At 61.9% G+C, this 13,442-nt stretch carries 9 protein-coding genes; 5 read left to right on the top strand and 4 right to left on the bottom strand.

Going from position 1 to position 13,442, the window contains the following annotated elements:
* Window positions 1-5: 5 nt before the first annotated feature.
* From ACKVY0_RS14405 to ACKVY0_RS14415, 3 genes are read right to left on the bottom strand one after another with little or no spacing between them, the layout of a single operon-like run.
* Window positions 6-386 (bottom strand): HEPN domain-containing protein, encoded by a 381-nt coding sequence (locus tag ACKVY0_RS14405; RefSeq protein ID WP_409215528.1) that lies wholly within the window; start codon window positions 384-386, stop codon window positions 6-8.
* Window positions 367-678: a nucleotidyltransferase domain-containing protein gene (locus ACKVY0_RS14410; protein ID WP_409215529.1), complete on the bottom strand. Its 312-nt coding sequence runs from the start codon at window positions 676-678 to the stop codon at window positions 367-369. The genes ACKVY0_RS14405 and ACKVY0_RS14410 overlap by 20 nt, the downstream gene beginning before the upstream one ends.
* Window positions 679-734: 56 nt before the next feature.
* Window positions 735-1,943, bottom strand: a complete 1,209-nt coding sequence (locus tag ACKVY0_RS14415; protein WP_409215530.1) for an MFS transporter — start codon at window positions 1,941-1,943, stop codon at window positions 735-737.
* Between the two features lie 112 nt (window positions 1,944-2,055).
* On the opposite strand from ACKVY0_RS14415, the gene trxB reads away from it, so the two are divergent.
* The 4 genes from trxB to ACKVY0_RS14435 all read left to right on the top strand — a co-directional run bounded on the left by trxB (window position 2,056) and on the right by ACKVY0_RS14435 (window position 5,156).
* The gene (gene trxB, locus ACKVY0_RS14420; RefSeq protein ID WP_409215531.1) at window positions 2,056-2,988 is read left to right on the top strand and encodes a thioredoxin-disulfide reductase; all 933 of its coding nucleotides are present in this window, start codon (window positions 2,056-2,058) and stop codon (window positions 2,986-2,988) included.
* 67 nt (window positions 2,989-3,055) lie between these two features.
* Window positions 3,056-3,670 carry a L,D-transpeptidase family protein gene (locus ACKVY0_RS14425; RefSeq protein WP_409215532.1) on the top strand — a complete coding sequence of 205 codons (615 nt, stop codon included), beginning with the start codon at window positions 3,056-3,058 and terminating at the stop codon, window positions 3,668-3,670.
* A gap of 19 nt (window positions 3,671-3,689) precedes the next feature.
* A complete protein-coding gene (locus ACKVY0_RS14430; RefSeq protein WP_409215533.1) occupies window positions 3,690-4,034 on the top strand; it encodes a rhodanese-like domain-containing protein in 345 nt (114 codons plus the stop codon).
* 144 nt (window positions 4,035-4,178) lie between these two features.
* Window positions 4,179-5,156, top strand: a complete 978-nt coding sequence (locus ACKVY0_RS14435; protein WP_409215534.1) for a magnesium transporter CorA family protein — start codon at window positions 4,179-4,181, stop codon at window positions 5,154-5,156.
* A 40-nt stretch (window positions 5,157-5,196) separates the two neighbouring features.
* On the opposite strand, the gene ACKVY0_RS14440 is transcribed toward ACKVY0_RS14435, so the two are convergent.
* A complete protein-coding gene (locus ACKVY0_RS14440) occupies window positions 5,197-13,272 on the bottom strand; it encodes an autotransporter-associated beta strand repeat-containing protein (RefSeq protein ID WP_409215535.1) in 8,076 nt (2,691 codons plus the stop codon).
* Between ACKVY0_RS14440 and ACKVY0_RS14445 the strand changes: the two genes are divergently transcribed.
* On the top strand, window positions 13,247-13,442 hold a 196-nt coding region (locus ACKVY0_RS14445), incomplete at its 3' end, for a hypothetical protein (RefSeq protein ID WP_409215536.1). The two genes, ACKVY0_RS14440 and ACKVY0_RS14445, sit on opposite strands and share 26 nt — an antisense overlap.

A 13,442-nucleotide genomic window follows, 5' to 3' on the forward strand; every position in this document is an offset into this window, starting at 1 on the left:
AAGGTTTACAAACCAAGTGATGCACGCGCCTCATGGCGGATCACTTTGGCATGCTTGTAGGCGGTTTTCATTTCTTGAGCCGACGCTTCATTTCCGGGATAGCGAATGCGGACAGCATAATCACTGAGCTGTTTGCCAGCCGCGGCCAACGCCGCCCATAACGGCTCAATGGCTGTGGCGATCTGCACGAGCAGCTCCACGTCGTGAGTTTTGGGGAAACGCACATTGGCCTCCTCGAGCCGCGCTTTGATATATTTTTCCGCCGCCTGCTGGAAATGAAAACAGACGTGATCCCTCACCGGCACCTTGCGCCTACGCACTAGGGAGACGGCCAGTTGATAATCCGACTCCGCTTTTTTGACCCATTCACGCGTGGACGCCTTCATACATGACCTTTCCTTTTTCCGTGATGTCGAGAATGAAACACTCACGGTCCGCAATGCGCCGCGCCAGCTTGTCATCCGGCTCAACCAAAATATCCACGGGGAAGCCGGCCGGCACCTTTGTGCGCACGCGATAGCCCAGATCACGCCGGTAGCGCTTCTTCGGCATGACCACCATCACGTCCACGTCGGAGTCCTCGGTCGGCTGGCCGTAGGCGTAGGAGCCGAACAGGATGATCTTCAGCGGCTTGAACGCGGCGGCAATGCCGTCGCAATAGTGCTGGATGTCGCGCATCGGGATCATAGCCGGAGTAAGCCGCGCAACCCGCCGTTCATCAACTCGATTCTCGATCATGCGGCGGTTCGTGCCCGACCGTGATATGCGACGGCGAAAAACACGCACACCACGGCGGTGAGCGCCGTCTCGCCCCACCAGAAGCGCGGCCAGTCAGTCACGTCGTTTTTGGTGCAGGCCGCATACCACCAGCCGCCGCCGAGGTAGCCGAGGAGATTGCCCACGCCACTCATCAGCAGCGCGAGCAATGCCTGCGCCCGCACCCGCCATTTCGGATCAATGCGTTCTTCGAGGTAAATCTGCGTGGTGATGAAATAGAGCGTGAAGGCGAGTCCATGCAGCAACGTCCCCGCCATGAGCCATGGCAGCGTGCCGAAAGCATTGAATGAGTAGCGCACGACGCAGATCGCGATGCCGGAGAGGAACACCCATTTCAACCGCACCCGCGCCAGCACGCCCGCTAGCAGCAGCATGACGAGAATTTCCGTGGTCTGGCCCAGCGACAGCACGGCGGAGATGTTTTTCACGCCGAGATCATGCAGCTGACGCGAGGTGTAGGGATAAAAGGCGGCAAGCGGAATGCAGAACAACGCCGCCGTGATGAACACCACACGATGATCGCGATGCTTGAGCAGTTCGAGGGCGTCGAGGCCGAGAATCTGTCGCCAAGTGCGATGTTGCAGCACTTCGCCGGGCGGAATCATCGGCAGCCGCCAGGTCAGCGTCATCACCACGAGCCACAAGCCTGCGGCGGTGACACCGGCCACGAGCGAAGCATCCGCACGCAGCACGAAGCTCACAATCCAGCAGCCGACCATCCACCCAGTGGTGGCCCAGGCCCGCAGCGGACCGAACTGCTGCTTGGCATCATGCAATTGCGAAAACACGATGCTGCTGGTCACGCTCCACACCGGTGTGGCGACGAACGCCTGCACCTGCGCGCAGGCCAGCACGGCGGCATCACTCCAGCCCCAGGCCAGCGAACCGCAGGTGATGAGCAGGGCGAGACTGGTAAGCGCCGTGAGCCAGCGCAGCAGCAGCACGGGCGAGTGTTTTTGATCCGCCAGCGCCCCCACAAACAAAGGCGAGATAAACGCGGCGAATGAAGTCGTCGCAAACACCCACGGCACCAGATGGCCGCGACCGTGCGCAGTGAAGACGTTCGCCAACGGCACGCCCCACATGCCCATCGGCATCGCCGTGCAGAAAAACAGCGTCGCAAGGGAGCGGCGGCTGGCTTTGGCGTCCGTGGCTGGGTTGAGCATCGTTTTGGCATAAACCGGGTTCGCGCAATCTCCAACAACGAGACTGGAAAAAGCGCAGGTTGCGCTCTCAGCCAGCCTTTCCATCTTCCGCGACCTTTCTCCCCGACCTCACATGGAAAACGTCATCATCATCGGCACCGGCTGCGCCGGCTACACTGCGGCCATTTACACCGGCCGCGCCAATTTGAAGCCTCTGATCCTCTCCGGCAACATGCCTGGCGGTCAGCTCACCACGACCACCGAGGTGGAAAACTTCCCCGGTTTCCCCAACGGCATCATGGGACCGGAGCTGATGATGAACATGCAGACGCAGGCCGAGAAATTCGGCGCACGCATCGAGTACTCGCTCGTCAGCAGCGTCAAAAAAACCGCCGCAGGCCATTTTGAAGTCACCACCGAAGGCGGCACGGTCTATGAGACGCACAGCGTCATCGTCGCCACCGGTGCGTCACCCAAGCATCTCGGCCTGCCGAACGAAAAATCCCTCATCGGCCACGGTTTGACCAGTTGCGCGACCTGCGACGGCGCCTTCTACCGCAATGTGCCCGTCTGCGTCATCGGCGGCGGTGACAGCGCGTGCGAGGAGGCCGGATTCCTCACCAAATTCGCCAGCACCGTCTATTTGATCCACCGCCGCGACAGTCTGCGCGCCTCGAAGATCATGGCCGACCGCACGCTCGCGAATCCGAAGATCAAACCCGTCTGGAACTCCACCGTCAGCGATTACCTCACCGACGACAAAGGCGAGATGCGTGCCGTGACACTGCAAAACCTCGTCACCGGCGAAAAAAGCGAGCTGGAGCTGAAATGCGTCTTCGTCGCCATCGGCCATGTGCCGAACGGCAGCTTCCTCGGCGATCTCGTCGATACTGATGAGAACGGCTACATCCTGCAAACCACCGGCACACGCACGAAGACCGAGGGCCTGTTCGCCGCCGGTGACGTGGCCGACCACGTCTATCGCCAGGCCATCACCGCCGCCGGCCAGGGCTGTGCCGCCGCGCTGGAGGCAGAACGCTATCTCGCGGACCACGGCGTGCATTGATTGACGCTGGACAGATGCCCTGTGGCAGCGGATACATCGCGGCGAAAACGCGCCCGCCCACACACGCATGAGTCAACTGGTAGTCCCCCAAGCCCTCCGTCTATTTCTGCTCTCCGCACTCGCCCTGCTGGCCTCCTGCCAGGGCGGCAGTTCACGCGGACAAACGCAGTACCTCGAAGCCTTCGCCACGACCAGTGTGCCGCATTCCGCCCTCTACAATGCCGATCAGGTCTCCTACTGGGATGGCGACGGCGTCGGCGGCTCACCGAGCATCACCATCGACCTCAGCGACCAGAAGGCCTACTTCTACAAAGGCGGCACGCTGGCCGGCGTCTCCGCGCTTTCCACTGGCGACGAAAAACACGCGACCAAGACCGGCAATTTCAAGGTCATCCAGAAGGACCAGTGGCATAAATCAAACCTGTACGGTGACTTCGTCGATGGCGCGGGCAACGTGGTCATGGCGAACATTGATGTGACGAAGGACAAGGCTCCTCCTGGCACGCGCTTTGAAGGCTCGAAGATGCACCACTTCATGCGCTTCACCGGCGGCATCGGCATGCACGAAGGCTTTTTGCCGGGTTACGCCGCTTCGCACGGCTGCGTGCGCATGCCGGCCCACATGGCGGCCACTTTCTACCACAACGTCGCCACCGGCACGCCAGTCACCGTGCGGCCCTGATTTTCACTCTGTTAATGTCATGACACCGGAATCACCGCTCGAAATCGGCCCCACGGATGTCAGCTACCTGCTGGAGCGGCCCGGCGCGCGCACCTTCCGCCTCATCGACTGCCGCGAAGAAGATGAATGGCACATCTGCCATCTGCCCGATGCGGTGCTGGTGCCGCTCTCACGCTTTGGCGAACTGGCGCCGCAGATGTTCACGAACACGCAGGAGCATCTCATCATCTACTGCCATCACGGCATGCGCAGCCAGCGTGCGGCGCAATGGCTGCGGCAGAACGGCTTCGCCCAGGCGCAAAGCATGCGCGGCGGCGTCGATGCCTGGGCGGACATGGTGGACCCGGAACTGCCGCGGTATTGAGGAACGGAGTAATGGGTTGTTGAAGCGGGGCGGTCTGGCATTTCTCCAGCACTCCACCACACCAACAATCCACCACTCCCATCCTGTTTGTTCTGGCGCTTGTATGCCCCATGACTACGGTTCGCGCCCCCCACCCCCGCCCGCATGGTTCGACTTCTCACACAGCAAGGACAGCTCATCGACTGGAACGATGAAAAGACGCGTCCATTCCCGGACAACCTCGTTTTCCTCGATCTGTTGAATCCCGGCCGCGCCGAGGAACTCGAAGCGGAAAAGTGGCTCGAATACCAGCTCCCCACGCGGGAAGAAATGCAGGAGATCGAGGAGTCCAGCCGACTCTACATGGAAAAAGGCACGTTGTACATGACCGCCTGGCTGCCAGTGGGCCTCGACACGCCTGATCCTGACAGCACCGCCATTTCCTTCGTGCTCGCACCCGACTGCCTCACCACCGTGCGCTATGCGGACCCGATGGCATTCCGCGTGCTCGTGGATCAGGCGCGCCGCCAATGCAGCACGCCGCTCAGCAGCGATGCAGTCTTCCTCCTGCTGCTCGAACTCATCGTCGCCCGCATTGCTGATGCGCTTCAGGGTGTCGAAGGCGACATGAAAAAAGTCTGCCGCGACATCTTCCGCCTCGATCCGCACAAAGCGCACGCCAGCGTGGAAAAAGACCTCAGCGACGTGGTGAAGCTGCTCGGCCGCCGCAGCGCCCTCGTGGCGAACCTGCGCGAGAGCCTGCTCAGCCTCAGCCGCATGCTGCAATACTTCCTCAACAACGCCGCCACCTGGATGCGCGGCGACCTCGCCAGCCAGTTCCGCAGCGTCATGCGTGACATCAAGAGCCTGGACGAATACACCGGCCAGCAGATGCAGGAGATGACCTTCCTGCTCGAGTCCACCCTGGGCCTCATCAACATCCAGCAGAACCAGATCATCAAAATCTTCACCGTCGCCAGCGTGCTGTTCATGCCGCCGACGCTCATCGCCAGCATCTACGGCATGAACTTCGAGCACATGCCCGAGCTGAAAGTGCCCTGGGCCTACCCCGCCGTGATCCTGCTGCTCATCATCTCCGCCGTGCTGCCGATCATCTGGTTCAAGCGCAAGCGGCTGCTCTGAAGCAGAGCGCGCACTCACCTGCTGACACAGAGCCGCCGGCTCAGAACTGGTAGCTGATCCGCAAACCACCGAAGTGCGCCTGCATGTTTTGGCGGAAGAACTGGCCCTGATAGTTCAACTGCATGCTGAGGGTCGGACTAAACTGGAAGCTCACACCCAGACCGGCCATCAGGTAATCCTGACCGGGAGACCGGCTGTTGCTGGTGGCCGAAAACGGCTGATTGATCAGGTTCACGCTGGTGCCGGCGTTGTTGCTGATGTTCTGGCGTTCGTAGCTCAGACGCAACTGCGTGGTGATCGAGCCAATGTCCGTTTCAATCCGTTTGCTCACACTCCAGCCAATGCGGGTGACGAGCGAATCGATGCTGCGGCTGCCATAGGCGAGTGCGCCGATGCCACCACCGGTTTCATTGTAACCTTCCACCGCGACATTCAGGTAGTCCACCCCGGCAAACGGACCGGTTACCAGTGTGTCGTCCTGGAACCGGAAGTTCCAGCCGCCGTTGATCTGCACCGCATTGGTCCAGGCGGTCGTGGCGCCCATGGCCACGGGGAAGCCGACGGCATTGCGCTCGGAATTGAGCTCAAAACGGCCCAAACTGTACAGGACATCCACCCAGAATGACCTGCCCACATAGGAGGCATAGGCGGAGGCGGCGACGCCTTCGATGTCGAGCGTGCCAAGGCTGCCGGTATAAGTCTGGTGGCTCTCATGCAGACTCATCGCCAGACCGACGGCGACGTGGCGTGAGACATGACGTTCGATGCCCACGCCCGGCGCCCATGTATAGGACTCCACCCCCGCCTGCGTGCCGATGGAGTTAAGCTGGACATTGGCGTAGTTCACTGTGGTGAAGACCTCCCATTGCCGCGAACGCAGCACTTTTTTCGCGACGGGACCGTCCCCCGGACCATCGCCTTCGCCTTCAATGACTCCTTCGTCGAGTGATTGCCCGATGCCGCCGTTCATCTCCTCGCCCCCCCCGGCGCGGAGGTTAAAAAGACGGCCGTTGACGTCGCCCATTAGGCCCTGCACGCCGCTCATCACACTCTGATCCTGTGCTCCAGAGGTCTGCAGGCCGGAGCTGACATCGATGACTTTGAGAAGGCCGGAGTTCTGGTCAAAATTCGCCACCTGATTGGGCGTGAGCGCCAAAGCGCTGGAGTCGAGCCCGAGAGTGCCGGTGATGGTTCCCGCACCGCCATTGAGATTAACAACCTGCCATTGATCACCACCGGAGACGACGATCGTATTGGGATTGCCGATCACCAATGCGCCCCCGGCTGTGGCATCCAGTGTCCCGGTGAGATTGAGTGTGTCAGCGATGCCCGTTGTGGTGAAGACGTCCACGGCGAGGAAACTGCCGAGTCCCATCATGATGCTGCCGGCCCCCGAAGTGCTGACCGAAAACGTCGAGGCCACCGGCAAAACGAGATTCGGATCGCCCACGCTGAGGATGCCGTTGAGAAACACGGATTCATTGACGGCGGTGGTGACGGAACCCGCATCACCCGCAATGGCGGCCCCCGAGGCAACCGTCAATGCGGCACCACCGGTGAGAGAGCCGTTCACCACGAGGACTCCGGCGTTGACGTCGGTGGTGCCGCCGTAAGTGTTCGCGCCAGTGAGCGTCAGCATGTTGGCCGTGTCCTTGACCACGCTGCCATTGGCTCCCGTGATGGCGCCGCTGCTCGTGCCGCCGCTGACCGTGAGCACTGTGGTGCCCAGGTTCACCGTGCCGCCGTCAAGCGTGGTAATGGAACTGGTGGCACCGTTGAAATTGACCACACCGCTGGTGAGTGCCGCAACGGTGGCGACGCCGCCCACCGTGGTCGTGCCGCCGTTCACGGTGGTGATGCCAGCGGCACCGGTGATGGTGTTGGAGCCGCCGGTGACCGAGCCTGCGGTGAGCGATCCCGCATTCACCGTGCCGCCGGAGATGTCTGAAGTGAGCAGTCCTGCAACCCCGATCGTGCCCGCCGTGATGCCACCCGTGGTGATCGTGGCATCACTGCCAAAGGTGGTGCTGCCGACACCGGTCAATTGATCGATCGTGATGGTGCCGGTGAGAGCGGTGAAATGAAGACTGTCCGCCGCCGTGTTCAGGTTGCTCACGGTTCCGAGATTCTGGCCAACGTTCGCGAAAGTGGCCGTGCCCGAGGCTCCGACGTTGAGATCGTTGCCGCTGTTGAGGCTCCCGCTGCTGCCCACCGCCAGCGTTCCAGCGCTGACGGTTGTAAGACCGGCATAACTGTTGGCTCCATTGAGCGTGAGCGTTCCCGCCGAGAGCTTGATCAGACTGCCGCCGCTGCCGGTGATCGAACCCGATGTCGTGCCATCACTGACGCTGAGTGCGGTCGTTGCCAGATTGACCGTTCCACCGTTGAGAGTGGTGATCGCACTCGTCGCGCCGTTGAAGTTTGCGGTGCCGCTGCTCAGGGTTCCAATCGCCGCCACGCCGTCAACCGTCAGGCTTCCCGTGTCGAAAGCGCCGGTGATCGTCAGGTCATTGGTGACGTGGGTGTGACCGGCCCCGGTCAGTGAACTCAGGGTGGTGGTCCCGGTGGCTGCAGTGAAATTGAGGCTGTTGAGCGCGGTGTTCGCGTTACTCACCGCAGCGAGGTTCAAGTTGGAACCTGAGATGGATGCGGTGCCGGACGGGTTCAGGGTGAGCGTTGCGAGCGGGTTGTAATCCACGGCGTTCAAATTCCCGCCGTTCACGTTAATGGCACTGGTGCCTGCCAGCGCTCCGCTGGCGGCGCTCAGTGTGCCTGCGGTGATGGTCGTCGTACCCGTGTAGGTGTTCGCGCCGTCCAAAGTCAAAGTCGCCGCCCCATTGTTCAGCGTCACCGTCTTGCCGCTGCCGGCAATCACACCGCTGAAGATGCTGTCTGAAGCACTCGTGTAGTTCACACTGCCGGTGATCGTGCTGGTGGCGTCCGTGCTGGCAATGCTGCCCCCCGTCACGTCCAGCCCGCCGTTCGCCGTCAGGTTCGCTCCCGATCCAATCGTGAACGTGCCGCTGCTTGAGGTCGCCAAGCCGGTCACGCTGCCTGCGCCATTCCAGTTGCCGCCTGTCACACTCAGCGTGCCGATGGTGCCCGAGGTCAGGTTGATGATCCCGCCGTTCACGCTCGCATTGCCGCTGATCGAACCGCCGGTTCCCGTCAGAGTGCCATCGCCCACGGTGAGGTTGCCGGTCAGTGCGCCATTCAGAGCCAACGCTGCGGAACTGACCAGCGTCACGCCATCAGTCGAGGTCGCCGTGCCGCTGAAAATGTTTCCAGCGCCGTTGAAGGTCGTCACACCGGTCAGCGTCAAGCCCGTACCGTTGATCGTTCCGCCGGTCACTCCCGTCGTGCCGCTCACGGAGCCTGTGCCGGTCAGCGTGCCATCTCCCACCGTGAGATTGCCGGTCAATGCGCCATTCAACGCCAGCGCGGCAGAACTCGCCAGCGTCACGCCATTCGTGGAAGTCACCGTGCCATCGAGCACGTTGCCTGCGCCGTTGAAAATAGTCACGCCAGTGAGAGTCAACCCAGTGCCGTTGATCGTTCCGCCGGTCACTCCCGTCGTTCCGCTCACCGATCCCGTGCCAGTCAACGTGCCATTCCCCACTGTCATATTACCGGTCAGTGCGCCGTTCAATGCCAGCGCGGCGGAACTCGCCAATGTCACGCCATTGGTCGAAGTCACCGTGCCGCTGAGAATGTTACCTGCGCCATTGAAGGTCGTCACACCCGTCAGCGTCAATCCTGTGCCATTGATCGTTCCGCCGGTCACTCCTGTCATTCCGCTCACCGATCCCGTGCCGCTCAAGGTGCCTGCGCCCACCGTCATGTTGCCGGTCAAGGCTCCATTCAGCGCCAGAGCGGCCGAACCCGCCAATGTTACGCCATTGGTTGAGGTCACCGTACCGCTGAAGATGTTGCCTGCGCCGTTGAAGGTCGTCAGGCCGGTCAGCGTCAAGCCTGTGCCGTTGATCGTACCGCTGGTGACTCCAGTCGTTCCATTCACTCCACCGCTGCCGCTCAGCGTGGCACCCGAAGCAACCGTCAGTGAATCAGCCAAGGTTCCATTGATCGCGAGAGTGCCGTTCGCGGCGAGCGTTGCCGTCACGCTGCTCGTCACCGTCGCTCCTGCACCGATCGTGTTGCCGGTGCCGGAGAACGCAGGCGCTGCCGTCACCGTCAGATTACCCCCAGGCACTCCCGAAGTAATGCTCCCGCCATTCGAAGTAAGAGACGCCACCGTGTTGCTCGAACCATTGAGGGCGAGTTCTCCATCTGAGTTCACGATCACCGCCGAAGTCGTGGCGATCTGATCACTCTGCAGCAGTTTCAGAATCGCCGAACTCGCGGCACCAATGGAATCCCCCACGGTAACGTCTCCGCGGATGGCGAGACCACCGGTGGTGTTGAGATCGAGCTCACCATCGTTGATCGTGGTCAGCCCGGTGTAGGTGTTCAATCCGCTCAAGGTCAGCGTGCCCGTGCCGTTCTTGGTCAACGTGCCGGTGCCCGTTTGGATCGCTGCGCTGATGGCCGTATTGCCAGCGCCGTCGATGATCAGGTTGCCGGTGCCTGTCACGGTGGCACCGCTGATGGTCAGCACGCCGCTGCTCGCGTTGGACCAGGTCTGGCTGCCGTTGAGGGCGATGTTTGCGCTGATGGTGTGTGCGGCGCTGGCGCTGGAATCGGTGATGCCACTGGTGCCGATGGTCAGCACGTTCACTCCGGTGCCGTTGGCGATGGTCACATTGCCACTGTCTGCGGCCGTACCCGCTCCTGAGAAAATGATACCGCGAATGCTGTAGCTGCCATCCAGCGAGGTGGTCAGCGAACTCGCCGAATTCGCCGTCATGTGGACGGTCGTTCCCGAACCTGGCAGGGTTGCCGTAGTCGTGCCTGCGGCGGTAGTGTACCAGTTGGAAGTGGTGGCGCTGCCTGCACCCCAGGAACTGTTCACAGAGCTGTTCCAGAAAACGTCCGGATCGGCGAGGGCGACGATCTCAAACTGGCCGCCCAAAGCCACCTGCAGACCTCTGCCAACAAACGCACCGGCATCATTCGTGAAGGTGAAGGCTGACAGCGCTGTGTTCGCCGCGAAGCCCGGATCATTGTTAAACACCAGGTGATCCTGCGTGAGGCTGCCGTTGTCGATGGTGTCGGTGATTGAGTAAACCGTGCCGGTCCAGCCCTTCACCAGGATCGTGTTTGCGGGAACACCGTTCAGGCTGTCGAAGATCACGCTGTTGGTGTTGCCAGTGCCAAAGTTCACCGTGAAGGCCCCTCCGACCGTGATAGCGCCGAACGTCTGCGTGTTGCCCGAGAGCGCATCCGCGAAGCCCAGCGTTCCGCCCCCTGCCCCGACCGTGAATACTGCCGATGTGCCTGAGTTCACTACATTGTTGGTCGCGGATGAGATGAGAAGGGTGCCGCTGTTCAAAGACACGCTGCTCGTTCCATCCAGCGAACCGCCTGTGGCGATCTCCAGCGTGCCCGCGTTGATGGTCGTCGCTCCGGCGTAGCTGTTGGCTCCGGTGATCGTCGTGGTGCCGCCACCCGCCTGCGTGAAGGAACCCGTGCCGCTGATCGCGTTGGCCGCCCCGATCGTGAACGCATCGCTGCGATTGATCGTCAGGTTGCCGTTGTTGATCACCAAACCGCTGCCCAGCACGCCGCTGGTGCCGCCATTGCCGATTTCCAACGTGCCCGCGCTGATCGTTGTCGTGGTGCTGCCGTTGCTCACACCTGTGAGTGTGAGCTTGTCGGATCCCACCTTGGTCAAAGCGAAGCCGCCGCTGATATTGCCGCTGAGGACGATGTTGCCGTTGTTGCTGCCGATGCTGCTCGCGCTTTGAAGTGTCACCGTGCCCGCCCAGGTCGCCGCAGTGCCACTGCTGTTGGTCAAAGCGCCCGCCGTTGCCGTGGAAGTCCCGTTGAGATTCAAGTCCACGGTGTTTGCCATCGCGGTGACACCGTTGAGGTCAAGGGTTGCACCATTGCTCACTGTCACCTCGGAGGTGTGAGTCCCAACGTCGCCCAGAGCTCCGGTCGAACCCAGTTGCAGCGTCCCGGCGCTCACCAGCGTCGCTCCGGTGTAGGTGTTGGTGGCGTTCAAGGTGGTCGTGCCTGTGCCAGCCTGGGTGATCCCGCCCATTCCGCTGATGCCAGCGCCGTTGAAGTCCGTCCCCTGCACCACCGCGTTGCTGCGCTTGATCTCAAACGTGCCGTTGTTGGTGATCACGCTGCTGGTGGCAAGCGTTCCAGTCGTGCCACCGCTGCCCAGTTGCAACGTTCCCGCCGTGATCGTCGTCGCACCGGTGTAGGTGTTCGCACCATCGAGGATCAGCGTCGCCGCGCTGTTGTTCATCGTCACACTCTTGCCACTGCCGGCAATCACGCCGCTGAAGGTGCTGTCTGAAGCACTCGTGTAGTTCACACTACCGGTGATCGTGCTCGTGCTGCTGCCGCTGGCAATGCTGCCGCCCGTCACGCTCAAGCCGCTGTTCGCGGTCAGATTGGCCCCGGCCCCAATTGTGAACGCACCGCTGCTTGAGGTGACGAGTCCCGTGACACTGCCAGCGCCGTTCCAGTTGCCGCCGGTCACGCCGAGCGCGCCGCCGATAATGCCGGGATTGGTCAGATTGATGATGCCCGCTCCGGTCAGCGTCGCATCGCCATTGATCGTACCACTACCGCTCAAAGTGCCTGCTGTGCCGACTCCCACCGTGCTGCCGGCCGCCAGCGAGCCATTCACCTGCAACGTGCCCGCCGTGATCGTCGTGGCTCCAGTGTACGTGTTGTCGCTGCTGAGCGTGACGGTGCCAGTCCCCTGCTTGGTCAGGCCGGTGGTGCCGGTGATGCCGATGGTGCCGGACGCGTTGGCCACGATGTAATCCACCGCCGAGTTGTTGAAGAGCACCGAGGTCGGGCTCACGCCTGGGGCCTGAATCGTCACGGTCAAATTGGTCACATTGGAACTGGTCACAGCGTTGACGTCCTGGAAGGTCACGCCGACGCCGTTCACGTAGTTAGTCGCGCTGCCCACGCCGCTGCCGTCGGCCCAGTTGCTCGACCCGCTGTCGTTCCAGCTTGAATCCGCCACACCATTTCCGGAAGTCTGTCCGGTCCAGGTCAGGGCGACCGGGGTGCTCACATTGATCTGCTGTGCGGTGGCGGAGTTCAGCAGACTTAGCGCATACGCCGTACCGCCGAGGCTCACCGTCTGCTTCGTCAGGCCGGTGGCGAACTGGAACGTGCCGGTGAGGCCCTGGTTCGCCGTGATCAGATTGTAAGTCCCGTTGCTCAAGCTCGAACCCAGCAAATTGAGATCAATGATGTTCGTGCCGCTGACGGCCGCCTTGCCCACGCCCACCGCGAGAAGGTCCGACCCGCTGCTGCCGAGGTCAAAGTTCAATGTCGCGCCACTGATCGTCAGCGCCGTGACCGCCGCGCCGAAACTGGACTGCTGCTGAAGATTGAACGTGCCCACCGCTCCGTCCTGCATCGTCAACACCGTTCCTGATCCCATCGTCAACCTCGCGCCTGCAGAGCCAGCCGTCGAGAGACCGACATTCACGCTGCCTGAACCCGTCAGCACGGAGAAGACGGTGGCCGCATTGCTGACGGTGATCGCCGTGTTGCCCAGCGATCCGGTGCTCGCCAGCGTCAAACCGCCGTCGGTCACCGCCGTGACTCCGGTGTAAGTGTTGGCCGCATTCAACGTCGTGGTGCCGCTGCCCGCCTGGGTGAACCCGCCGGTTCCGCTGATGCCTGCGCTGCTGAAATCCGCACCCTGTGCCACCGCATTGCTGCGGTTGACCGCAAACGTGCCGTTGTTGGTGATCGCGCTGCTGGAAGAGAGCGATCCGGTGGTGCCGCCGTTGCCGATCTGCAATGTGCCCGCGCTGATCGTCGTCGTGCCGGTGTAGTTGTTGTTGCCGGTCAGCACCCAGGTGCCGGTGCCAGACTTTGCAAGAAAAGTCGAACCGGTGTTATCACCAATGACTGCGGCGATGGTGTTGCTGCTGGTGTTGGAGCCGATAAGACTGAAGGTGCGCGCGCCAGTCTGGCCGTTGAAGCCCATGCTGCCCGTGTTGGTGAAGTTCACTGCACCTGTCCCTGACGAGTTCAACGTGCCGCCACTGCTCCCAATGCTGAAGAGCCGGTCGGTGCTGGCTGCTGCTCCCGTATATTGCAGCGTGCCGCCATTCAAGACAAGATTGGCCGACGAACTGGTCGCCGAACCTATCCCACTGCCTGTTCCGCCGTTGGCAAGAG

Origin of the sequence: Prosthecobacter sp. (assembly GCF_046154365.1) — a bacterium.
GTDB lineage: Bacteria > Verrucomicrobiota > Verrucomicrobiia > Verrucomicrobiales > Verrucomicrobiaceae > Prosthecobacter.